The following is a 23,093-nucleotide window of genomic DNA, read 5'->3' as shown; positions in this document are numbered from 1 at the left end:
CGTCGCTCAGAAGTAACGCGGGGAATGCCGATGCGGATCGATGCTCATGCCTTTTGGATCCGCTCTCCCGGCGAGGGCGAGATCCGGCGCGCAGATGTGCGCCCGCCCGGGGAGGGTGAGGTGCTCGTGCGCACCCTCTACTCGGGGGTGAGCCGCGGCACCGAGACGCTGGTGTTCCTCGGCCGGGTGCCGGAGAGCCAGCACGAGGCGATGCGGGCACCCTTCCAGGAGGGCGACTTCCCCGGCCCGGTCAAGTACGGCTACCTCAACGTGGGCGTGGTCGAGCAGGGCCCGCCCGGCTGGCCGGGCGCGGTCGTGTTCTGCCTCTACCCGCACCAGACCCGCTACGTGGTGCCGGTCGCGGCGGTGACCCCGGTACCGCCGGAGGTCCCGCCCGCCCGCGCGGTGCTCGCCGGCACGGTGGAGACCGCGGTGAACGCGCTGTGGGACGCGCCGCCGCTCATCGGCGACCGGATCGCCGTGGTCGGCGCGGGCATCGTCGGCTGCTGCGTCGCCCGGCTGCTCGCCGCCATCCCGGGCACCCGGGTGCAGCTCGTCGACGTCAACCCGGAGCGGGCCAGGGTCGCCGAGGCCCTCGGGGTCGGCTTCGCCACCCCGGAGGAGGCGCTCGGCGAGTGCGACATGGTGGTGCACGCCAGCGCCACCGAGGCCGGGCTCGCCCGCTCGCTCGAGCTGCTCGCCGTCGAGGGCACCCTGCTCGAGCTGAGCTGGTACGGCGACCGCCGGGTGAGCGTGCCGCTCGGCGAGGCGTTCCACTCCCGCCGCCTGGTGGTGCGCTCCAGCCAGGTCGGCATGGTCGCCCCGGCCCGTCGTACCCGGCGGAGCCACGGCGACCGGCTCGCGCTCGCGCTGCGCCTGCTCGCCGACCCCGCGTTCGACGCGCTCGTCGCGGGGGAGTGCGCGTTCGCCGAGCTGCCGGAGGTGATGCCCAAACTGGCCACCGGAAAGCCGCCCGCGCTGTTCCACCGCGTCGTGTACGGTTCCGCCGGGGATGCGTGATTTCGCGTCCGTCGGCGGGCGAGTCGGCCCGGCGACCGACCGCAGGTAAGAGGGGGAACCCGGTTGTTCAGCGTCACCGTCCGTGACCATGTCATGGTCGCGCACAGCTTCCGGGGCGAGGTCTTCGGGCCCGCCCAGCGCCTGCACGGGGCGACGTTCGTCGTGGACGCGACGTTCCGCCGCCCCGAGCTCGACTCCGACAACGTCGTCGTCGACATCGGCCTCGCCTCCCGCGAGCTGAAGGCCGTGCTCGACCGGATCAACTACCGCAACCTCGACGACGAGCCCGAGTTCGAGGGCGTCAACACCACCACCGAGTTCCTCGCCAGGTGGATCGCCGACCGCCTCGCCGAGCGGGTGCACGCGGGCGCCCTCGGCGAGCAGGCCCGCGGCCTCACCGGCATCACCGTCACCCTGCACGAGTCCCACGCGGCGTGGGCGAGCTACGAGCGAGAGCTGTGATGCGCGGGTACGGGGCGGAGACGGCCGTGGAGACGCCGGCGGCGGGCCTCGCCGCGCAGGTGCACGTGATCCTGCCCGGGGACGTGGACGACCCGGGCCTGCCCAGCGGGGGCAACGTCTACGACCGGCGGATCTGTGACGGGCTCGGCGAGCTCGGCTGGCACGTCCACCGCACCGCGGTCCCCGGCGACTGGCCGCTGCCCGGCGCCGACGCGCGGGACGGGCTGGCCCGGGCGCTCGCCGCCGCGCCGGACGGCGCGGCCGTGCTCGTCGACGGGCTGGTGGCCTGCGGCGTGCCGGAGATCGTGGTGCCGCAGGCGCGGCGGCTGCGCCTCGCGGTGCTCGTGCACCTGCCGCTCGCCGCCGAGACCGGGCTGCCGCCCGAGGTCGCCGCCGACCTCGACCGCCGGGAACGCGAGACGCTGCACGCCGCCGCGCTCGTGGTGGCGACCAGCCCGCGGGCCGCGACCACGCTGATCGCCCGGCACGGGCTCGACCCGGCCCGGGTGGGGGTGGCCGCCCCCGGCGTCGACCCGGCCCCGCTCGCCCCCGGCACCGACGGCCGCTCGAGGCTGCTGTGCGTCGCCTCGGTCACCCCGCGCAAGGGGCACGACGTGCTCGTCCGGGCGCTCACCGCGGTGCGCGAGCTGCCGTGGACCTGCGTGTGCGCCGGGCCGCTGGGCCGCGACCCCGGCTATGTCGAGCACGTCCGCGGCCTCATCTCCGCCGGCGGTCTCGTCGACCGGGTACGGCTCGCCGGGCCGCTCACCGGCGGCGCGCTCGAGGATGCGTACGCCGCGGCCGACCTGCTCGTGCTGCCGTCGCGGGCCGAGACGTACGGGATGGTGGTGACCGAGGCGCTGGCCCGCGGCATCCCGGTGCTGGCGAGCGAGGTCGACGCGCTGCCGGAGACCCTCGGCCGCACCCCGGACGGGTTCCGCCCCGGCCTGCTCGTGCCCCCGGACGACCCCGACGCGCTCGCCGCCGCGCTGCGCCGCTGGCTGATAAATCCGGCCTTGAGAGTAAGAATCCGGACTTCTGCGCGGCTTCGGCGTGGCATGCTGCACGGGTGGGCGACAACATCACGGCACCTGGCGGACCTGCTGGAGCGGCTCCTGCGCTAGCCGACGCGCCCCCAGAGGACGCGCCACGGTACACCCCCGAGTGGCTCGCCCTGCGCGAGCCCGCCGACGCCGCGGCGCGCGCCGCCGAGCTGCTCGGCCCGCTGCGCGCCCACCTCGCCTCCGCCGTACCGCCCGGCGGCCGGATCGTCGTGCGCGACCTCGGCTGCGGCACCGGCTCGATGGGGCGCTGGCTCGCGCCGCGGCTGCCCGGGCCGCAGCACTGGATCCTCCACGACCACGATCCCGGGCTGCTCGCCCACGCGGTCACCGCGCTTCCCGCCGCCGCGGCGGACGGCACGCCGGTCACCGCCGCGGCCGCGCCCGGCGACCTCACCCGGCTCGACGCCGCCGGCCTCGCCGGGGCCACGCTGGTGACCGCGTCCGCGCTGCTCGACCTGCTCACCGCCGCCGAGGTCGAGGCGCTCGCGGACGCCTGCGCCGCGGCGGGCCTGCCCGCGCTGCTGACGATCTCCGTGGTGGGCCGGGTGGGGCTCGACCCGGCCGAGCCGTTCGACGCCGAGCTCGCCGCCGCGTTCAACGACCACCAGCGCCGCGAGCACGGCGGCCGCCGCCTGCTCGGCCCCGACGCGGTGCCCGCCGCCCGCGCCGCGTTCGAACGCCACGGCTACGTCGTGCGGACCGCGCCCAGCCCGTGGCGGCTCGGCCCGGACGAGCGCGCGCTCGTCGCCGAGTGGCTGCGCGGCTGGGTGGCGGCCGCCTGCGAGCAGCGGCCGGAGCTCGCCGCCGAGGGAGAGGCCTACCTGCGGCGGCGGCTGGCGGAGTGCGCGGCGGGGCGGCTGCGCGTGGTCGTGGGGCACGACGACCTGCTCGCGCTGCCGCCGGGCGGAGGTGGCCGATGAGCCGGAGCCCGTGGCCGTGGCTGCGCACGCTGTGCGCGGTGGCGATCCTGGCCGCGCTGTTATGGCGGCTCGGCACCGACGCGTTCGTCTCCGGGGTGCGCCGGGTGACCGTCCCGGCGCTGCTCGCCGCGCTCGGCATCGGCCTGTTCACCACCGTGCTCAGCGCGTGGCGCTGGTGCCTGGTGGCGAACCGCATCGGCCTGCCGCTGCGGCTGCCGGGCGCGATCGCCGACTACTACCGCTCGCTCTTCCTCAACGCCACGCTCCCGGCCGGGGTGCTCGGCGACGCCCACCGCGCGGTGGCCCACGGGCGGAGCGCGGGCGACGTCGGCCGTGCCGTACGGGCGGTGGTGCTCGAGCGCACCGCCGGGCAGATCGTGCTGTTCGCCGCCGGGGCCGTGGTGCTCGCCGCCGCCCCGGTCCCGGCGCTCGCCCGCGGCCTGCTGCCCGGCGCGGGGGCGGCCGTCGCCGTGCTCGCCGGGACGGCCGCGCTCGCCGCGCTCGCCGCCGTGCTCGTGCGGCGGTCCCGGCCCGGCGGCAGGATCGCCCGGTCGCTCGCGGCCACGCTCGCGGCCACGCTCGCGGACCTGCGCGCCGGGCTGCTCGCCCGGAACACCTGGCCGGGCGTGCTCGGCCTGTCCGCCGCGGTGCTCGCCGGGCACGTGACGCTGTTCCTCGTGGCCGCGCGCACCGCGGGCACGCACGCCCCGGCGGGCACGCTCGTGCCGCTGGCGCTGCTCGCGCTGCTCGTGATGGGCCTGCCGGTGAACGTCGGCGGCTTCGGCCCGCGGGAGGCGTTCACCGCGGTGGCGTTCGGCGCCGTCGGGCTCGGCGCCGGACAGGGGCTCGCCACCTCGGTCGTGTACGGCGTGCTCGCCTTCGCGGCGAGCCTGCCCGGGGCGGCGGTGCTGCTGCTGCGCCGCGGCACCCGCCCCGCCGCGGCGGGCGATCCCGGTTCCGGCCGTGCCGTACCGGCGGCCGCGGGGTCAGCGGCCGAGCACCGCGAGGACCTCGGCGAACGCCGCGACGAGGTGGTCGATCACGTCCTGCCCCTTGCGGGCCGAGGCGCGTGACGGGCGGCCGATGACGCCGGAGCCGGTGTAGGCGGCCATACCGAGGGTAAGCAGATGCCGGCGGTCGCCCGCGAGGTGATCGCCGGTTTCGTATCCGGGGCGGACCAGATGTGGATGAGCGTGCAGCAGGATCGAGGTCTCGAGCTCTCCGGCGTGCATGTCGTCCCACGCCGAGGTCTCCAGGCCCGCCGCGGCGAACGCCGCCTCCCAGTCCGCCGCCTGCGGGAACAGCGCCATGCGCCGCCCCTCCGCGGACGCCTCCTGCACCACGTTGCCGAGCACGTAGTTGCCGCCGTGCCCGTTGACCAGGACGAGCCGGTCGACACCGGAGCGGCGCAGCGACTCGGCCACGTCCCGGACGACCGCGTACAGGGTGGCCGCAGAGATGCTCACCGTGCCCGGCCAGGCGGCGTGCTCGTGCGAGCAGGAGATGGTGACCGGCGGCAGCAGCAGCACCGGGTACGCGTGCGCGATCGCCTGGGCGATCGTGCAGGCGACGACCGTGTCGGTGGCGAGCGGCAGGTACGGCCCGTGCTGCTCGAAGCTGCCGACCGGGAGCAGGGCCACCGTGGCGCCGCGCCGCCGCTCGTCCTCGGTGGTGGCGGTCGGCAGGGGGAACGCGCCGCCCGGGAGGCCCGCCGTACCGGGGGTGCCGCCGTCGGCGGCCGTGGGTGCCGAATCGGGGTGTGTCATAGCCGACCAGCCTGTCCGGCGGCAGGCGAACGCGCAACAACTGATCCGCGGCGGCGGATCGTCCGTTCTGTCCTATGTCAGGGCAATGAAGCAAGGAGGGTACATGCGCGAGCACGGCATCGCGGCCGAGCACATCGCCGAGGCGGATCTGGTGACCCGGCGAGGCACGTTCCGCACCGTCGCCTTTCGCGACCCGCTGGACGGGAACGAGCACATCGCGCTCGTCCACGGCGATCCGCACGGTAAGGAGAACGTGCTCGTCAGGGTGCACTCCGAGTGCGTGACCGGCGACATCTTCGGCGCGATGCGGTGCGAGTGCGGTGACCAGCTCGCCGCCGCGCTCGACGCGATCGTCGCGGAGCCGGCCGGCGTGCTCGTCTACCTGCGCGGCCACGAGGGGCGGGGGATCGGGCTCGTCGCCAAGGTGCGCACCCACGTGCTCCAGGACGAGCAGGGCCTCGACACCGTCGACTCGGCGACCGCGCTCGGCTACCCGGTGGACCGGCGCGACTTCGGCCCCGCGGCCCGGGTGCTGAAGTACCTCGGCGTGCGCTCGGTGCGGCTCATGTCGAACAACGCCGACAAGATCAAGGCGCTGGAGTCGCACGGCATCGTCGTCGCCGCCCGGGTGCCGCTGCTGATCGAGGCCAACGCGCACAACATCCGCTACCTCACCGCGAAACGCGACCGGCTCGGCCACGACCTGCCGCACCTCGACGGGTACGACGCCTACAGCCGCCTGGGCACCGCGGGGTGCTGAGCATGACCGTCCCGCCGACACAGCCCCCCTCCGGCGTCCCCGCCGAGCCGCGGCCCGGTGCGGCGGTGCCCGCGCAGTCGCTGCCCGAGCTGCTCGGCATCGCCACCGAGGCGCTCGGCATCGCGCGCCGGATCATCCGCTCCCGGCTGCCCGGCGCGATCCGGGCGAAGGGCGACCGGGACATCGTCACCGACATCGACCTCGCCGTCGAGGAGGCGGTACGCGAGTTCCTGAGCCGGGAGACCCCGCACATCGGCTTTCTCGGCGAGGAGCACGGCCGCATCGGCCCGGACGGCGACGCCCCCTGGTGGACCCTCGACCCGGTCGACGGCACCTCGAACCTCTCCCGGGGCATCCCGCTGTGCGGCGTCTCGCTCGCGCTGGTGTCGGGCGGCAATGCCGTACTCGCCGCGATCGACCTGCCGTTCCTCGAGGTCGGCTACACCGCGGCGGCCGGGCAGGGCGCGTACCTCGACGGCGAGCGCATCCACGTCGCCGAGACGCGGGAGCCGTCCGACGCGGTCGTCTCCATCGGCGACTTCGCGGTCGGCCCCGGGGCCGAGCACAACAACCGGGTACGGCTCAACCTGCTGGCCGCGCTCGGCGCGCGGGTGCACCGGGTGCGCATGCTCGGCAGCGCTGCGATCGACCTCGCCTGGGTCGCCCAGGGCAAGCTCGACGCCTCGATCATCCTGTCCAACCTGCCGTGGGACACCATGGCGGGCGTGCTGCTGGTCCGCGAGGCCGGGGGCGCGGTGCTCGACCGCGACGGCGCCGACCACACGGTCGACTCCGCGGTCACCGTCGCCGTCTGCCCCGGGCTGCGCGAGCACATCATGACCACGCTCGCCGACGCCTACGCCAAGGCGCAGGACTGAGTGCCCGCATGCGGCGGAGCCTGCCGCGCCCCCGTCCACCGGCGGGCGGCAGGCTCCGTACGCGGCGGTCGCCTCACCCGCGCCCGGGCGGGGATCGGGGTGCTGGTTCCACGCGGTCGTTCATCCGTTCGCTCATCGTTTCAGGAGCGGTACGGCGCGCAGGCGGCCTACGCGGCGCCGTGCCGTACCGCGTCAGGTCGGGGTCAGTGCATTCCGCGGTCGCCTATGTGTTCCCGGGCGCGCTCCCGCGTCTTGCGCATCCCGGCGAGGCCGGCAAGACCCAGCAGACCGAGCAGGCCCCACAGGCCGGCGTTGCCGCCGCCCTCGTCCCGCTGCTGCGGTTCCGGCGCCGCCACCTGGCTGTGCGTCACGGGTGCCGCGACCGAGTCGGCGGTCGCCGCGGCGGCCGGCACCAATGTCAGGAAAAGCGCCAAGCCCAATCCGGTAAATGCCTTACGCATCGGCTTCCCCCAATCCGGCGGCCTCGCGTCGCGAAGACCGCCTGTCACGCCTTCCGGGCGGAAGGCACCGTCAACGGGGTGATCTTTCGTCCCCCGTCGGTTCGCCACTACCCGTCCCGCCCACCTCAAACGTCGCCCGCGCCGGGCCGCGGGACCGCCGGTGACCTGCGCATCCTGATCCCGCGTCGGCGGGTCGTCGAGGGCGTGCCCGCGAGACGTCCGGCCGTCCCTTTCCCGCTCGTGTCGTTTCCTCGCGCACATCCGCCCGGACGAGGAGAAGGCGAGACCGTCGTGATCATCGCGGGCCGGAATTCCCGCAGCCCTTTCCGCATAAGGGAGGGGATTTGTGAAGGGATTCGACATGAATCGAATGTGTGGGGTTTGCCGGGGTTGTGGTGGTGGCCCTGGTGGCGCCCGGCCTCGGCGCCCCGCCGCCGCGGCGACGGCGGCGCCCAAGCCGGCGGACGCGCTCAAGCGGCAGTTCGTCCCCGGACGCGGGGTGAAGTTCACTCAGATCACGCGAGGCAGGTTGCTCAACCGGGTCTCCGTCACGTGCAACATGGGGTCTTCCGGTTCGACCGCTCCGGCGTGATCGCCTCCGATATCACCACCACCTCCGCGTCGCGGGTCAACAATGACTGGATCTGCCGGCCGGACGCAGACGAAAGCGCGATACGGACGATCTGGGTGCGAGGCACCGCCTACACGTCCGGCAAGGAGTACGAGAGCGGCCTGGCCCCGGGCCGGAAGTGGATCCGCGTCCCCAAGGGCTCGCCCATCAGCGGCAGATCAGAGGGGTCCATCAACGTCAACGTCCCCGACCCCGCTCTGCTGCGCACCCTGCTCGCCAGGTCGAGGTCACGCACCTCGCCGTACCGGATCGAGACCACGTACGGGCGGCTCCACAGGCTCTCCCCGTGGTTCCGCGGCTGGGGTCCGGCCGGTGAGGTGTTCGCCGACAGAAGAGTGGTCATCACCGTGCACGCGGGGGCGGACGGCCTGCCTCGACGGGTGATCGTCACCCAGTACTTCCGTGAGACCTCCCCCACGATCACCGAGGTCCGCTTCACCGGATGGGGGACGAAGGCCGGCATCAATGCACCGCGTGGCGGGAGTGTCGTCGACGTCTCGGAGTGCTCGTCCGGGTGACCTCGTCAGGGCCCGGGCGCACACGTGCGCGTCCGTGACCCGAACGGCTCGGCTGTGGGCGTTTTCGGGAACGGACGAGGCGCCCGCCCAGTACCATCGGTCGGGTGACCGAAATGACCGAAACCGCGTCCGCCTGGCTCAGCCAGGAAGAGCTGGAGAGCATTCGCGGGCGGATGCCGATCCTCTATGTGAACGCGGTACCGGTGCGCGTCGACGAGTCCGGGGTGGTGACCCGGGTGGGCCTGCTGCTGCGCATCGGGGCCGACGGAACGGTGAGTCGCGCGCTCGTCTCCGGCCGGGTGCTCTACCACGAACGGGTCCGCGACGCGTTGCTGCGGCACCTGGAGAAGGATCTCGGTCCGGTCGCCCTGCCCCAGGTCCCGCCCTCGCCCCAGCCGTTCACGATCGCCGAGTACTTCCCGACGCCGGGGATCACGCCGTACCACGACCCGCGCCAGCACGCGGTGTCCCTCGCCTACATCGTCCCGGTCGCCGGGGACTGCCGCCCGCGCCAGGACGCGCTCGACCTGGTCTGGTTCACCCCGGAGGAGGCCGCCTCGCCCTCGGTCCAGCAGGAGATGACCGGCGGCCAGGGCGTCCTGCTCCGGCAGGCCCTCGCCCACGTCGGCCGCCTGCCCTGACCCGCGGCCGCCGCCCGGCCCGGACCGCGCCCGGGCCGTGGCCGGTCAGGAGCGCTCCCGGTCTCCGGCGGCGCGGTACCGCAGGCCGTCGACGAGCAGCGTGACCATGCGCCTGCTGTAGCCGACGCTCTCGTCCGGCGGCGGCACGCACAGGTTCGCGACCGCGTGCAGCAGCTCCCGCGCGGTGACGTCGCCGCCGATCTCCCCGGCGGCGGCCGCGCCCTCGAGCAGGGAGCCGAGCACGGGCTCGAACCGCTCCCGGAAGTAGGCCGACAGGGCCGTGCCCTCCGGATCGATCCGGTGCAGCGCGGCGGCGAGCCCGCGCTTGGTCGCGAGGAACTCGGTGTACCGGTGCAGCCACCTCTCCAGCGCCGCCCCGGGCCCGTACGCCGCGGCCAGCTCGGCGGCGCTCGCGGCGCAGGCCTCCACCTCGCGCCGGAACACGGCCATGACCAGATCCGCGCGCTGCGGGAAGTGCCGGTAGAGCGTTCCAACCCCGACGCCCGCCAGGTCGCAGATCCGCTTGGCGGGGGCGTCCACACCCGTGGTGGCGAACACCTCCTTCGCCGCCTCGAGCAGCGCGTCGATGTTGCGCCGGGCATCGGAGCGGAGCCGCCGGCGGCGCGCGTGGGCGCCGGGCTCCGCCGGCCCGGCCGGCCCGCCCTCGACCGGGGGCACGTTCCCTGACACGACGCTCCTCCACGTGCTCAATCGGAAGCCGTTCCTTGATCGAGCGGAAGCGGTTCCGTAGAGTCCTAAGCGGAAAGGCGTTCCGGTTTCGTCCAGGATACGCCATTCCCAGGAACTCGCATGCCTTTGTCCTCACCCTCGGCCGATCACGTGATTCCCGTCCGATCCAGGAAAGCGAGAGCGAAGTGGACCACATCGCGATGCGGGTCAACGGCGCCGAGGTTCGGGTGGCCGTCGACCCCCGCACATCCCTGCTGGACCTGCTGCGCGAGACCCTCCACCTGACCGGCACCAAGAAGGGCTGCGACCAGGGCGCCTGCGGGGCGTGCACCGTCCTTGCGGACGGCGAGCGCATCCTGTCCTGCCTGGCGCTCGCCGTGCAGTACGCGGGCCGCGAGATCACCACCGTGGAAGGGCTGGCCGGCCCGGACGGCCCGCACCCGCTGCAGCGGGCGTTCATCGAGCACGACGGCTTCCAGTGCGGCTACTGCACCCCCGGCCACCTCTGCTCCGCGGTCGCCATGGCCGCCGAGGCCGCGCGCGGCGTGCCCAGCTACGTCACCACGGACCTCACCGCGGACCGCATCGTCCTCGACCGCGACGAGATCCGCGAGCGGATGAGCGGCAACCTGTGCCGGTGCGGCGCGCACAACGGCATCGTCGCCGCGATCGCCGAGACCTACGCCGCCGCACAGGGGGAGGGCGCGTGAACCCCTTCACCTACGCGCGGGCCTGCGACCCGGCCGACGCCGTACGGCTCGGCGCGGCCCCGCGCGCGGCGTACCTCGGCGGCGGCACCAACCTGGTCGACCTGATGCGCCGCAACGTCGCCGCCCCGGCCACGCTGGTCGACGTCACCGGCCTGCCGGCGGCGATCGAGGAGCGGCCGGACGGCGGCCTGCTGATCGGTGCCGCGGCCCGCAACACCGCGGTGGCCGAGCACCGCGCCGTCCGCGAACGCTACCCGCTGCTGGCCCGGGCGATCCTCGCCGGGGGATCGGCGCAGATCCGGAACATGGCCACGGTCGCGGGCAACATCCTGCAGCGCACCCGGTGCCCGTACTTCTACGACGTCGCCGGCTCCCGCTGCAACAGGCGCGAGCCCGGCCAGGGCTGCGACGCGATCGACGGCCACAACCGCGACCACGCCATCCTCGGCGCCTCGCCCGCCTGCGTCGCCACCCACCCCTCGGACATGTGCGTCGCGCTCGCCGCCGCCGACGCGGTCGTGCACCTGCGCGGCGGCCGCGGCACCCGCACCCTGCCGCTCACCGAGCTGCACCGGCTGCCCGGCGACCACCCCGAGATCGAGACCGAGCTCGAGCACGGCGAGCTGATCACCGCGGTCGAGCTGCCGCCGCTGCCGCCCGGTGCCGCCTCCGGCTACCGCAAGGTGCGCGACCGCGCGAGCTACGCCTTCGCCCTCGTCTCGGTGGCCGCGGTGCTCCGCGTGGAGCGAGGGGTGATCACCGCGGTACGGCTCGCGCTCGGCGGCGTCGCGCCCAAACCCTGGCGCGCCCGCACCGCCGAGCAGGCCCTGCTCGGCGCGCCAGCCGACCCGGGCACGTTCCGCGCCGCGGCCCGCGCCGAGCTCGCCGCCGCCGTACCGCTGCGGCACAACGCCTTCAAGATCGAACTGGCCGAGCGCACGATCACCGCCGTACTCGCCGACCTCGCAGGGGAGGCCCGATGACCACTTCGGCACACGGGCGGGCGCCCGTCGGACCCGCGCCCGAGAACTGGGCAGGGCCCACCCCCGACCCGCTGACCGTCCCCGGACGCGCCCGGCGGATCGGCGAGCCCATGCCGCGCCTCGAGGGCCTGGCGAAGGTCACCGGCCGGATCCGGTTCGCCGCCGAGTACGCCTACCCGGACATGGTGTACGCCGCGCTCGCCTGCAGCACGATCCCCAAGGGCCGTATCACCGCCCTCGACGTCACCGAGGCCGGGCGCGCGCCCGGCGTCGTGCTGGTGATGACGCACGAGAACGCGCCCCGCCTGAACCCCATGCCCGGCTTCGGCACCGACCCGAAGGCGGGCGGCTTCGACCAGCTGCCGGTCATGCAGGACGACCGGGTGCACTGGAACGGCCAGCCGATCGCCGTCGTGCTCGCCGAGACCCAGGAGCAGGCCGACCACGCCGCCACGCTCGTCCGCGCCACCTACGCGCCCGAGCCCGCCGTCACCTCCTGGGATCGGGCCGTGGCGAACGGCACCGCGCACGCGTCGATCTACGGCGGGCCGGGCCGGCACGAGCTCGGCGACGCCGAGGCCGCGCTGCGCGCCGCCGCCGTATCGGTCGACGAGGTGTACCGCACGCCGTACCACAACCACGCCGCGATCGAGCCGCACGCGGCCACGGTGCGCTGGGACGGCGACGAGCTCATCGTGCACGACACCACCCAGATGGTGGTGCACAGCGCCTGGTCGCTCGCGAAGATCTTCGGCATCGCCGAGGAGCAGGTCCACATCACCGCGCCGTACCTGGGCGGCGGCTTCGGCGGCAAGGGCCTGTGGTGGTACCAGGTGCTCGCCGCCGCCGCGTCCCGGCTCGCCGGCCGCCCGGTGCGGATCGCGCTCACCCGCGAGAACGTGTTCCGCATGGTCGGCTCCCGCGCCATGACCGAGCAGCGGGTCGCGATCGGCGCCACCGCCGACGGCCGGTTCGAGGCGATCATCCACACCGGGGCGTCCGCGACCAGCCGGAGCGTCGACCTCGCCGAGCCGTTCATCCTGCCGACCCAGTGCACGTACGCGGCCCGGACCTTCAAGCTCGGCGTCGAGGTGGCCTACCTGGACATGATGGCGAACACCAGCATGCGGGCACCGGGCGGCGCCGTCGGCAACTTCGCCCTCGAGTGCGCGATCGACGAGCTCGCCGTCAAGCTCGGCATGGACCCCATCGAGCTGCGCATCCGTAACGAGCCCAGGGAGGAGCCGCTCGACGGCCGCCCGCTGTCCGCGCGCAACCTCGTCCAGGCGTGGCGCGCGGGCGCCGAACGCTTCGGCTGGGACCGCCGCAACCCCACCCCGGGCGCGGTACGCGACGGCGAGTGGCTCGTCGGCATGGGCTGCGCCGCCGCCACCCACCCGTACGTCCGCTCGCCCGGCGCCGCGGCCCGGATCATCCTGCACCGGGACGGCCGCGCCGAGGTCGAGGTCGCCGCCCACGACATGGGCATGGGCACCGCCACCGCCCAGACCCAGGTCATCGCCGACCGCCTCGGCCTCGAGCCCCACCAGGTCACCTTCCGCTTCGGCGACTCGCGCCTCCCCGGCCTGGTCATGGCCGGCGGCTCCCAGCAGACCGCGGCCGTCGGCGCCGCCGTCGCCGCCGCCCACCGCGAACTCCTCGCCCGGCTCCTGAAGCTCGTCGGCGACGGCTCCCCGCTCACCGGCCTCGAGCCCGACCAGGTCGGCTCCCTCGACGGCGGCCTCGCCGCCCTCGACGACCCCTCCCGCCACGAGAGCTACTCGGACATCCTCGACCGGGCCGGCCGCGACCTCGTGGTCGCCGAGGCCGTCGCCCCGCCCCCGGAGGAGATGACGACCCTCTCCATGCACTCCTTCGGCGCGATGTTCGCCGAGGTCCGCGTCAGCTCCGTCACCGGCGAGGTCCGCGTCACCCGCTTCCTCGGCTCCATGGACTGCGGCCGCATCGTCAACCCGCGCACCGCGGCCTCCCAGTTCCGCGGCGGGATCATCATGGGCCTCGGCCTCGCCCTGACCGAGGAACTCGTCCTCGACCCCCGCACCGGCCGCGTCGTGAACGCGAGCCTCGCCGACTACCACATCCCCGTCCACCTCGACGTCCCCGAGATCGACCTGATCTGGACCGACATCCCCGACCCGCACGCCCCCATGGGCGCCCGCGGCATCGGTGAGATCGGCATCACCGGCACCGGCGCCGCCATCGCCAACGCCGTCTACAACGCCACCGGCAAACGCATCCGCGACCTTCCGATAACCCCCGAGAAACTGCTGTGACCCGCGGCGGCCGGGATCAGGATCGGTATCCCGGCCGCCGCGGGCGCGTACCCCGGTTCTTTGCGGTCGAAATCCGTTGGGCAATATCTGACCTAACCGGCACAAATGCCTAGGAGGCGGCAGCGTGAGGAACCGGACCGTCATGGTGGGGGCGGCCGTCGCCGAAGCCGGGACGGCGCATGTCCTTCGTAGCAATGGATATGCCGCCGACGCCGCGCTCGACGACGCGAAGACGAATCCATTGCGCGACCGGCCGTCCTTCTCCGGCGGGCGCGACGGCGCTTCCCCCGACACGGTCCGGCCGCTGCTTGGACAGGCGGCCGATGCGCTCACGATCGGGTGCGTGCGGGGCACGTGGGCGACGGGAGCGGGTGCGCGATGAGCGGGCTCCCGGAGACGGTACTCGCCGAACTCGTCGGCGCGCTCGGCGAGGACGCGGTCGTGACGGACCCCGACATCCTCGCCGCGCACAGCCACGACCGGGCCTCGTTCTGCGCCGCGGGCGTGCCCGCCGTACTGCTCCGCCCCCGCATCACCGATGAGGTGCAGCGTGTCATGCGGATCGCCCACCGCCACCGTGTACCCGTGGTGCCGCAGGGCGCCCGGACCGGGCTCTCGGGCGCCGCGAACGCCGTCGACGGTTCGATCCTGCTGTCGCTGGCCCGGATGAACCGGATCCTGGAGATCGACACCGTCAACCACCTCGCGGTGGTCGAGGCGGGTGTGGTCAATTCGGTGCTGTCTGAGGCGGTGGCGGAGAAGGGGCTGTTCTATCCACCGGATCCGTCGTCGTGGCGGGAGTCCACGATCGGCGGGAACATCGCCACCAACGCCGGCGGGCTGTGCTGCGTGAAGTACGGCGTCACCCGCCAGTACGTGCGTCAGCTTGAGGTGGTGTTGGCGGACGGCGAGCTGGTGACGCTGGGCAGCCGGACCGCCAAGGGCGTGGCGGGGCTGGACCTGGTGGGCCTGATGGTCGGCTCGGAGGGGACGCTGGGCATCATCACCAAGGCTGTCCTCGCGCTTCGGCCCGCGCCCCGGCCCGCCCTTACCGCGGCCGCGCTCTTCACGTCGCCGTCGGCGGCGATGGCCGCCGTAGAGAAGATCATGAGCTCGTCGATCCAGCCCTCGTTGCTGGAGTTCCTCGACGGCGTCACCGTCCGGGCCGTGCAGGCGTACCGCGACATGGGGCTGCCGCCGGAGGCGGAGGCGATGCTGATCGCCCAGTCGGATGCGGCCGACGCGGCGCGGCTCGTCACCGAGATGGCCGGTATCTGCCGCGAGGCGGGTGCGGTCGAGGTGGCCGAGACGGACGACCCCAAGGAGGCCGAGATGCTCCTTGAGGCACGCCGTCTCGTGAATCCCGCGGTGGAACGCCTGGGGACCACGCTGATCGAGGATGTCGCCGTCCCGCGCAGCCGTCTGGTCGAGTTCGTCGAGGAGCTGGGCCGGATCGCGGAGCGGAGGAAGGTGATCATCGCCTGTCCGGGCCACGTGGGCGACGGGAACCTCCACCCCACGATCATTTTCGATCGGAACGACGAGCAGGCACGCGACCGCGCGTTGCTCGCCTTCGACGACGTGATGGCGGCCGGGCTCGCGGTCGGCGGCACGATCACCGGTGAGCACGGCGTCGGAATGCTGAAGCGCTCATGGCTGAGTACCGAACTGGGCCCGCGGGTTACGGCTTTGCAGGTCGGCATCAAGCGGATCTTCGATCCGCAGGGGATCCTGAACCCCGGAAAGGTGTGGTGACAGGACGCGTCTGCGGCGCAGCTGATTTCGGCCGCCCGCGTCACCGGTGAGAGAGTGGCGCGAACGGGGGGAGAATCTCACCCGATCGGGCATCACCATGCAGACGAGGCGTGGAACGTTCGTGATCGTCGCGGTCGACGGCGGGGCATCGTAACGTCTTCGTGCAGTCTCTTCGCCTTGTTCGGCCGTCGAATGTAGTCGCAGCTCAGACGGTGTGGGCCGGTTATGGGGCCGGGTGCGAGAGAGGCCGACGGACCCGCGCGGAAGAATCCAGGACAAGCGAATTGCCGTACGAGACGCGCAAGGGATGGAAGAGATATGTCGGACATTACGAGAGTGGGGGTCGTCGGCTGTGGCCTCATGGGGTCCGGGATCGCCGAGGTCTGTGCTCGCGCCGGCCTCGACGTCCTCATTCGTGAGATCGACGATGACGCGCTCGCGGCAGGCCGGGCCCGCCTGGAGAGGTCGCTGAAGCGCGCCCTCGACGCCGGAAAGATCACCCAGGAGGCGTTCGACGCCGCCCGCGGCCGCCTCGGCTTCACCACCAAGCTGGAGGACCTCGCCGACCGCGACCTCGTCATCGAGGCGGCCACCGAGAACCCCGAGGTGAAGAGCGCGCTGTTCGCCGAGCTCGACCGGATCGTCGAGCGCCGCGACGCCATCCTCGCCTCCAACACCTCTTCCATCCCCATCGTCCGCATCGCCCAGGCCACCACCCGCCCCGGCCAGGTCATCGGCCTGCACTTCTTCAACCCCGCCCCGGTGCAGAAGCTGGTGGAGATCGTGCCGTCGCTCCTCACCGACCAGCGCACCATCGCCCGTACCCGGGTGTTCGCCACCGAGGTGCTCGGCAAGACCGCGATCACCGCGCCCGACCGGGCGGGCTTCGTGGTCAACGCGCTGCTCGTGCCGTACCTGCTGTCGGCGATCCGCATGGTGGAGGCGGGCCACGCCACGGCCGAGGACATCGACACCGGCATGACGCTCGGCTGCGCCCACCCGATGGGCCCGCTGCGCCTGTGCGACCTGATCGGCCTCGACACGCTCAAGGCCATCGCCGACTCCCTGTACGCCGAGTTCAAGGACCCCCAGTACGCCGCTCCGCCGCTGCTGTGCCGCATGGTCGAGGCCGGTTTCCTCGGCCGTAAGTCGGGCCGGGGCTTCTACGACTACTCGGCGTAACACTCCGGTGGCCTTGTGCCGGTCATGACCGCCTTCGGTTGTTGACGATCCTCCTCCCGTGGAGCGGTCGTCGCACCGGGAGCCGAGGATGTGGATCGGGCTGGTTCGCTGTAGGAGCGGAGCCGAGACGATCAGGAGCAGGGGCCGAGCAAAGACGATCCGCCGACCAAGGTGGCCCGATCCACCTCGGCCGCTTCCGGCCGGTACGACGGGGCGATGCCGGCCTCGCCGGGCGAGCGGCTGACCCCGGACCCGGCCACGACGTGCCGACGCCGCGCGGCGCGATCTCACGGAAAATCGGTTCTCATCTCCGGCTCGCACCGCCTACGTTCGTTTCGTGACCACTGCAGAGCCGAGGCGCCGCGCCGAGAGCCAGGGGGTCGCCGGTGTCTGAGCCGGAGCGGCTCCGCCGGCAGCTGGGTGTGTCCCGGTCGCTGCCGGAGCCGCACCTGAAGGACGTGACCGACGAGGAAGCCCTGTGGGAGCCCGCGTCGAACCGCTGGAACGTACGCCGCCGGCCGGATGGGACGCAGGACGCCGACCGGGTCGTACCGGAGCCGGATCCCGCCCCGGTGCCGACGGTCGCGTGGGTGATGTGGCACATCGGCCTGCGGTGGGAACAGGCGTACGCCCACTGTTTCGGGCGGTCCGGCGGGTCGGCCACGCAGCTGGACCGGCCGGAGGCCGCCTCGTCGACGCCCTGGCCGGGCGACGTGACGTCGGCCGTCATATGGCTCAGCCAATGCCATGACCGCTGGAGCGGCGCGCTGGGCTCGCCGAGCGAAAAGGACCTGGAGTCCACCGAACGAACCGGCTGGTTCCCCGGCGGGTCGTTCTCGCTGGGACATGTGCTCGCCTGGGCGAACGTGGAGCTGATGAAGAACGCCGCGGAGATCGGGACGCTGCGACATCTCCGCCACGCGAGCCGAGGTTGACGAGCCGCGACGCGGCAACGGGCGGCGAGTGGCTCCGGGTACGGCGGGCGCGTGCAGGGGCCGGTCCGGCCACCCACCCCGCAAGCCCCGACGGCCGGAACCTGGCGCCGCGAGGATCGCGTCGCGGGTCTCGCGAAGCGGCCGATCGCCGATTCGGCCGGCAGGAGTGTGAGACGCCCATCGGCTTTCTGGCGCACGTGCGGACCGGCGGTCCCGGTCGTCCGAGGCGTTGGCGGCGAGGCAGGGTGTCGTGCACCAGTGCCGCGTCCGGCGGAGCGTTTCGGGGTTCGGTCCGGCTCGCCGCTGCGCGGTGCCCACACATGCATCGCGATCTCGTCCACCGGTCGTCGGAGCGAGGCATCGGGGTCGGGCCGGACGCGGATGCGCAGGACGGTGACCGCGAGGGCGCGGCAGGGAGACGGCGGAGTCCAGAGGTTCCCGGTGCCAACCCAGCGTGACGTAGCCCGTTGAAGGATCTTGTGCTCAGGCAGGGAGGTGGACCGTGCAGGAAGACGAGGAGGTGGCTCAATGGCGGCGAATAGTGGAGTCGACCGAGAAGCGTGCCAAGTACGAGCCGGATGTGCACCTCCCCGTCCTGGCGTACTGGTTGGAGAGGTTCGCGGAGGCTTTGCGGGAAGCGGGACGGCGTGAAGAGGCGGTAACCGCCAGGAAACGTGCGGTGGAGGTCGCCGAGGAACTTGCTGAGGACGAGCCGGATGACTTCCTGCCTCGGCTGGCCAGATTGCTGCACGATCTCGCGATCGATTTGACGGAGGTGGGGCGGTACGAGGAGGCGGTGGCCGCCGGGAAGCGTACGGTGGAGCTCCGTGAACGGCTGGCAGAGGCCGATCCGGATGCCTACCTGCCTGACCTGGCCGGATCGTTGCACAACCTCGCGATCGATCTGGAGAAGCTGGGCCGAAGTGAGGAGGCGGTGACCGCCGGAAGGCGTGCGGTGGAGCTTCGTGAACGGCTGGCCGCGGCGGATGAGGACACTCACCTGCCTGGCCTGGCCGCATCGCTGTACAACCTCGCGGTGGGGCTGGAGAAGCTGGGCCGGGGTGAGGAGGCGGTGGCGGCTGGGGAGCGTGCGGTGGAGCTCCACGAGCGGCTGGCCGCGGCCGATCCGGATGCCTACCTGCCTAAGCTGGCGGCATCACTGCACAACCTCGCGGTGAGCCTGAAAGAAGCGGGCCGGGGTGAGGAGGCGGTGGCCGCCGGGGCGCGTGCTGTGGAGATCCGTGTACGGCTGGCCGCGGCGGATGAGGACACTCACCTGCCTGGCCTGGCCGCTTCGCTGCACAACCTCGCGATCGATCTGGCAGATGCGAGGCGGTTCGAGGAGGCGGTGGCCGCGGGAAAGGGTGCGGTGGAGCTTCGCGGACGGCTGGCAGAGGCCGACCCGGACACCTACCTTCCTGCGCTGGCAACGTCGTTGCACAACCTCGCGATCGATCTGGAGAAGGTTGGCCGGTGCGAGGAGGCGGTGGCCGCCGCCCGGCGTGCCGTGGAGATCCGCGAACGGCTGGCCGCGAGCGACCCCGATGCATTCCTGACTGACCTGAGCGAGTCATTGGGCGTCCTGATGAACCAGTTGGAGGCAGTGGGTCGGCCGGAGGAAGGACTGGTCATCGCTCAGCGCCGCGTGGAGGTTGCTGACCGGTTTGCCGAGCTGAAACCGGATCTCTACCCACGCGAGCGGGTCCTGTCTTGGCTGCACCTTGCGACCCGATTGAAGAAACTGGGTCGGCGAGAGGAGGAAGTGGCGGCGCTTCAGCAGGCTGTCGAGGCCTGTGAGCGGCTCGCCGAGGACGACCCCGGCGTCGCCCTGCCCCCGCTGGGATACGCCCTGCAAGATCTCACGGTTGCGCTGGGTGAACTGGGCCGGCGTGAGGAGGGAATGGCCGCCTCTCGGCGTGCGGTGGAGGTCTTCGAGCGACTGGTTGCGGCCGATCCGGACGTCTACCTGCCCGACCTGGCCAAATCCCTGCACAACCTCGCGATCGATCTGGCAGAGGCGGGGCGGTATGAGGAGGCGGTGGCAGCCGCTCGGCGTGCGGTGGAGGTCAATCGGCGGCTTGCCGAGGACAGTCCGTCCGACTACCGGGAGGAGCACGCTTGGAGCCTGATGGTGCTCGGCCGCCTGCAGATCGAGGAAGCCCGCTTCGCCGAGGCGGTCCCCTACCTGGTCGAGGCGGCCGCTGTCGCAGAACAGCCTTCTGGGGGTGGTCCACCGGTCATCGAGGTGGCTGCGGCACTGCTCCGCTTGGCCTACGAGTTCGATCCCGACGGGGTGAGGGAGAGGATGCGGGAAGTCACCGACCAGGACGTCGTCGAGTGGCTCGACTCGAAGACCGCCGGATGACGGTCATAGACGTTCGGCCGACCCGGCACTTCCCGCGAGAAATGCCGGGTGCCGGCGTGCGGCCGACCCTGTCACCTGGTGCGCCGGATGGGACCCACCCTGATGGCCGCGCAGGGCCAGGGTCGGCCGGGCGCGCTTGTCCACCTGTCGATGGGGTTGCGGTTGGCGGCCGGGTGCGGAGCAGATGGTGCAGCACGCGCTATCGGCGGCGGGTGTCGAGATGGCCTCCGCGAGGTCAGGATCACCGCGAACATGATCGCAATAGAGTCGGGGCATGGACGGCACGAGCTTTCTCGATGAGGTCGCCGATACGCTGATGGCGCTCCCCGGAGTGAAGGCGGTCGCGCTCGGTGGATCGCGGGCACAGGGAACGAACCGGCCGGACAGCGACTGGGACCTGGCCGTCTACTACCGGGGCGAGTTCCACCCGCAGGCGCTGCGCGACGTCGGGTGGGAAGGCGAGGTTTCGGAGATCGGCGGCTGGGGTGGCGGCGTCTTCAACGGTGGCGCGTGGCTGACGATCCATGGGAGGCGGGTCGACGTCCACTACCGGGATCTGGAGGTCGTGGAACGCGAGCTTGCGAAGGCCCGGGAGGGCAGGTTTCACTGCGAGCCGTTGATGTTCCACCTCGCCGGCATCCCCAGTTACCTGGTGGTGGCCGAGCTGGCGCTCAATCGTGTGCTGAGAGGGTCGCTGCCCCGGCCCGAGTATCCGATGGCGCTGCGGAGGAACGCTCCGGCGGTCTGGCGTGGCCAGGGTGAAGCCACCCTTGCCTATGCCGAGCACAACCACGCCCCGTACGGGAGGCTCGCGCAGTGTGCGGGAATGATCGCCACGGGGATGTCGCAGTTCGCGCACGCGATCCTCGCCGCACGCGGCGAGTGGGCGACCAATGAGAAGACCCTGCTCACCCGGGCTGGACTGCGGCCGGTGGACGAGATCGTCTCGCGGATGACCGGCGATCCCGGCTCCTTGATCGATGCCGTCCGAAGCGCTCGAGAGCTCGCACACCGGGAACTTGAGGCCGCCCTCGCTGAGATTCCCGCTGACGTCTGACCGGTAGGGCAGGGCCGGGCTTGCCCGGCCGCGTAGCTCGGTTCCGGCTCGAGTGCACCGGCTGTGTGGGCCGGGTAACGGTGGTTGCCGGAGATGATCCGCTCATGACGACGGCTTCGGCCACGCCGCCAAGGAGCGTACGGACATCGCGGATGGTACGGACGCCGTTCGTGCCGGCCGGTCAAGGTGTGACGATGGCGAAGTCCGGCGTGGGCTCCTCCAGAACGGCCGTCAGCCGCCCGAGGGCCGTCAGGTCGCCGTCGTACGCGAGGTCCCCGGTGTCGGTGTCTCCGGCGAGCAGGCTGAGCAGGCGATCCTTGGTCAGCCGGAGGGTCAGGTCCGCGCCGTCGCCGGACCGGTCCCGCTCGTGGATCAGGGCGCCGTTGGACAGCGTGGTGCGGTGGTGCTCATGGGTGTCGGTCAGGTGCCAGTCGATGGTGAAGTGTTCGTCCCATGCCTCGGGGCCGTTGACCCGGATGGCGAGCGAGTCGAAGACCTGATCGGCGGTGAGCGCGCTGAGCATGTCCGGTGAGACGGTGTTGGTCGCGGGCTTCGACGGCGGGGTGGTCAGCTCCTTGGCGCCGGTCATGTAGAAGTTGCGCCAGGTGGCGTTCTCGGCGCCGTGGCCCAGGCGGGTGTAGACCTCGGCCAGGAGGTGGCGGGCGGCGGAGTCGCCGGGGTCGGCGAACACCGCGTGGTTGAGCAGGGTCGCGGCGAAGCGCAGGTCGCCTTGGCCGATGTACCGCTCGGCCAACGCGACGACGGCGGCGGTGCCGCCGAAGGCCTCGACGTAGCGGCGGGCCAGCTCGACGGGCGGGTGCTCCCACAGGTGGGCGGGGTTGCCGTCGAACCAGCCCAGGTAGCGCTGATAGATCGCCTTGACGTTGTGGCTGACCGAGCCGTAGTAGCCGTGCGTGTGCCAGGCCCGCTCCAGGGCGGGCGGGAGCCGCATGGCCTCGGCGATCTCGTTGCCGGTCATGCCGCGGTTCAGCATGCGCAGGGTCTGGTCGTGCAGGTACGCGTACAGGTCGCGCTGCTGGGACAGGAAGGCGACGATGCGCTCGCGGCCCCAGGTGGGCCAGTGGTGCGAGGCGAAGGCCACGTCCGCCCGGTCGGCGAACAGGGCGATGGCCTCGGTCAGGTAGCGGGCCCAGACACGGGTGTCGCGGACCAGCGCGCCGCGCAGGGTCAGCACGTTGTGCAGGTTGTGGGTGGCGTTCTCGGCCAGGCACAGGGCGCGCCGTTCGGGGAACAGGAAGTTCATCTCCGCCGGGGCCTCGGTGCCGGGGGTGAGCTGGAAGACGATGCGGACGCCGTCGACCGTCTCCTCCTGGCCGGTGTGCGTGACGTCGAGGGTGGGCGGGATGAGCGATACGGTGCCGGCCGAGGTGCCCATGCCCAGGCCGCAGCCGAGCTGACCTTCCGGGCTGCGGGGCAGGTCCTGGCCGTACATGTACGCGGCACGCCGGTTCATCGCGGTGCCCGCGTAGACGTTCTCCGAGACGGCGTGCTCGACGAAACGGGCGGGCGCGATGACGGGAATGCCCGTGCCGTCGCTGACGCCGCGGGCACCGCCGAAGTGGTCCACGTGGGAGTGGGTGTAGATCAGGCCGGTCACGGGCCTGTCGCCCCGGTGGTCACGGTAGAGCCGGAGCGCGGCGGCGGCGCACTCCGTGGAGACGAGCGGGTCGATGACGATGACGCCACGCTCGCCCTCCACGAGGGTCATGTTGGACAGATCCAGGCCGCGCACCTGGTAGATGCCGTCGGTCACCTCGAACAGCCCGTGCCTGGCGCACAGCTGTGCCTGCCGCCACAGGCTCGGGTGCGCGGTGTCCGGGCAGTCGGCGTGGAGAAAGGCGTAGGCGTCGAGGTCCCAGACGACCCTGCCGTCGGCCGCTTTGATCAGGGCGGGAGACAGTTCCGCGATGAAGCCGCGCTCGGCGTCGTCGAAGTCCGTCCGGTCATGCAAGGGAGGAGTGGCCATGTAAGCACCCCTGC

At 72.6% G+C, this 23,093-nt stretch carries 22 protein-coding genes; 18 read left to right on the top strand and 4 right to left on the bottom strand.

Going from position 1 to position 23,093, the window contains the following annotated elements; genetic code table 11:
- Positions 1-30: 30 nt before the first annotated feature.
- From FHX40_RS11900 to FHX40_RS11880, 5 genes are all read left to right on the top strand, one after another.
- The gene (locus FHX40_RS11900; RefSeq protein WP_142259664.1) at positions 31-1,020 is read left to right on the top strand and encodes a zinc-dependent alcohol dehydrogenase; all 990 of its coding nucleotides are present in this window, start codon (positions 31-33) and stop codon (positions 1,018-1,020) included.
- Positions 1,021-1,083: 63 nt separating this feature from the next.
- On the top strand, positions 1,084-1,482 hold the full coding sequence (locus FHX40_RS11895) for a 6-pyruvoyl trahydropterin synthase family protein (protein ID WP_142259663.1): 399 nt from the start codon (positions 1,084-1,086) through the stop codon (positions 1,480-1,482).
- Positions 1,482-2,606, top strand: a complete 1,125-nt coding sequence (locus tag FHX40_RS11890) for a glycosyltransferase family 4 protein (RefSeq protein WP_142259662.1) — start codon at positions 1,482-1,484, stop codon at positions 2,604-2,606. The genes FHX40_RS11895 and FHX40_RS11890 overlap by 1 nt, the downstream gene beginning before the upstream one ends.
- A gap of 50 nt (positions 2,607-2,656) precedes the next feature.
- Positions 2,657-3,466, top strand: a complete 810-nt coding sequence (locus tag FHX40_RS11885; RefSeq protein ID WP_142261732.1) for an SAM-dependent methyltransferase — start codon at positions 2,657-2,659, stop codon at positions 3,464-3,466.
- Positions 3,463-4,539: a lysylphosphatidylglycerol synthase transmembrane domain-containing protein gene (locus tag FHX40_RS11880; protein ID WP_142259661.1), complete on the top strand. Its 1,077-nt coding sequence runs from the start codon at positions 3,463-3,465 to the stop codon at positions 4,537-4,539. Before FHX40_RS11885 ends, FHX40_RS11880 begins: the two co-directional genes overlap by 4 nt.
- Here the strand turns inward: FHX40_RS11880 and FHX40_RS11875 are convergent.
- Positions 4,453-5,232, bottom strand: a complete 780-nt coding sequence (locus FHX40_RS11875; protein WP_142259660.1) for a creatininase family protein — start codon at positions 5,230-5,232, stop codon at positions 4,453-4,455. The two genes, FHX40_RS11880 and FHX40_RS11875, sit on opposite strands and share 87 nt — an antisense overlap.
- 103 nt (positions 5,233-5,335) lie before the next feature.
- Here FHX40_RS11875 and ribA point away from each other — a divergent pair, with 103 nt between their 5' ends.
- The gene (ribA, locus tag FHX40_RS11870; RefSeq protein WP_142259659.1) at positions 5,336-5,992 is read left to right on the top strand and encodes a GTP cyclohydrolase II; all 657 of its coding nucleotides are present in this window, start codon (positions 5,336-5,338) and stop codon (positions 5,990-5,992) included.
- A 2-nt stretch (positions 5,993-5,994) separates the two neighbouring features.
- A complete protein-coding gene (locus FHX40_RS11865; RefSeq protein ID WP_142259658.1) occupies positions 5,995-6,870 on the top strand; it encodes an inositol monophosphatase family protein in 876 nt (291 codons plus the stop codon).
- Positions 6,871-7,073: 203 nt separating this feature from the next.
- On the opposite strand, the gene FHX40_RS11860 is transcribed toward FHX40_RS11865, so the two are convergent.
- Positions 7,074-7,331 carry a WGxxGxxG family protein gene (locus FHX40_RS11860; RefSeq protein WP_306465681.1) on the bottom strand — a complete coding sequence of 86 codons (258 nt, stop codon included), beginning with the start codon at positions 7,329-7,331 and terminating at the stop codon, positions 7,074-7,076.
- A 687-nt stretch (positions 7,332-8,018) separates the two neighbouring features.
- On the opposite strand from FHX40_RS11860, the gene FHX40_RS11855 reads away from it, so the two are divergent.
- Both FHX40_RS11855 and FHX40_RS11850 read left to right on the top strand, forming a co-directional pair.
- The gene (locus tag FHX40_RS11855; protein ID WP_142259656.1) at positions 8,019-8,480 is read left to right on the top strand and encodes a hypothetical protein; all 462 of its coding nucleotides are present in this window, start codon (positions 8,019-8,021) and stop codon (positions 8,478-8,480) included.
- 113 nt (positions 8,481-8,593) lie between these two features.
- Positions 8,594-9,121 carry an NUDIX hydrolase family protein gene (locus tag FHX40_RS11850; protein WP_142259655.1) on the top strand — a complete coding sequence of 176 codons (528 nt, stop codon included), beginning with the start codon at positions 8,594-8,596 and terminating at the stop codon, positions 9,119-9,121.
- A gap of 45 nt (positions 9,122-9,166) precedes the next feature.
- On the opposite strand, the gene FHX40_RS11845 is transcribed toward FHX40_RS11850, so the two are convergent.
- The gene (locus tag FHX40_RS11845; protein WP_229788228.1) at positions 9,167-9,811 is read right to left on the bottom strand and encodes a TetR/AcrR family transcriptional regulator; all 645 of its coding nucleotides are present in this window, start codon (positions 9,809-9,811) and stop codon (positions 9,167-9,169) included.
- A gap of 200 nt (positions 9,812-10,011) precedes the next feature.
- Between FHX40_RS11845 and FHX40_RS11840 the strand changes: the two genes are divergently transcribed.
- The 9 genes from FHX40_RS11840 to FHX40_RS11800 all read left to right on the top strand — a co-directional run bounded on the left by FHX40_RS11840 (position 10,012) and on the right by FHX40_RS11800 (position 21,092).
- Entirely contained in the window at positions 10,012-10,521 is a 510-nt protein-coding gene (locus tag FHX40_RS11840; protein ID WP_142261730.1) for a 2Fe-2S iron-sulfur cluster-binding protein, read from the top strand.
- Entirely contained in the window at positions 10,518-11,504 is a 987-nt protein-coding gene (locus tag FHX40_RS11835) for an FAD binding domain-containing protein (protein WP_142259654.1), read from the top strand. Before FHX40_RS11840 ends, FHX40_RS11835 begins: the two co-directional genes overlap by 4 nt.
- Complete coding sequence (locus FHX40_RS11830; RefSeq protein ID WP_142259653.1) at positions 11,501-13,798, top strand: xanthine dehydrogenase family protein molybdopterin-binding subunit; 2,298 nt, start codon at positions 11,501-11,503, stop codon at positions 13,796-13,798. The genes FHX40_RS11835 and FHX40_RS11830 overlap by 4 nt, the downstream gene beginning before the upstream one ends.
- Positions 13,799-13,922: 124 nt before the next feature.
- Positions 13,923-14,180, top strand: a complete 258-nt coding sequence (locus FHX40_RS11825) for a hypothetical protein (RefSeq protein WP_142259652.1) — start codon at positions 13,923-13,925, stop codon at positions 14,178-14,180.
- Entirely contained in the window at positions 14,177-15,553 is a 1,377-nt protein-coding gene (locus FHX40_RS11820) for an FAD-binding oxidoreductase (protein WP_142259651.1), read from the top strand. Before FHX40_RS11825 ends, FHX40_RS11820 begins: the two co-directional genes overlap by 4 nt.
- A gap of 318 nt (positions 15,554-15,871) precedes the next feature.
- Positions 15,872-16,735, top strand: a complete 864-nt coding sequence (locus FHX40_RS11815; protein ID WP_142259650.1) for a 3-hydroxybutyryl-CoA dehydrogenase — start codon at positions 15,872-15,874, stop codon at positions 16,733-16,735.
- 386 nt (positions 16,736-17,121) lie between these two features.
- Positions 17,122-17,670: a DinB family protein gene (locus tag FHX40_RS11810; protein WP_170198807.1), complete on the top strand. Its 549-nt coding sequence runs from the start codon at positions 17,122-17,124 to the stop codon at positions 17,668-17,670.
- Between the two features lie 502 nt (positions 17,671-18,172).
- Complete coding sequence (locus FHX40_RS11805; RefSeq protein ID WP_142259648.1) at positions 18,173-20,035, top strand: tetratricopeptide repeat protein; 1,863 nt, start codon at positions 18,173-18,175, stop codon at positions 20,033-20,035.
- A gap of 274 nt (positions 20,036-20,309) precedes the next feature.
- Positions 20,310-21,092, top strand: a complete 783-nt coding sequence (locus tag FHX40_RS11800) for a nucleotidyltransferase domain-containing protein (protein ID WP_142259647.1) — start codon at positions 20,310-20,312, stop codon at positions 21,090-21,092.
- Positions 21,093-21,273: 181 nt separating this feature from the next.
- On the opposite strand, the gene FHX40_RS11795 is transcribed toward FHX40_RS11800, so the two are convergent.
- Positions 21,274-23,079, bottom strand: coding sequence for an alkyl/aryl-sulfatase (locus FHX40_RS11795; RefSeq protein ID WP_142259646.1), 1,806 nt, complete (start codon positions 23,077-23,079; stop codon positions 21,274-21,276).
- Positions 23,080-23,093: the final 14 nt, after the last annotated feature.

Origin of the sequence: Thermopolyspora flexuosa (assembly GCF_006716785.1) — a bacterium.
Classification (GTDB): domain Bacteria; phylum Actinomycetota; class Actinomycetes; order Streptosporangiales; family Streptosporangiaceae; genus Thermopolyspora; species Thermopolyspora flexuosa.
Note: the sequence above shows the minus strand (reverse complement) of the source record. Positions and strands in the feature narration are given on the sequence as shown.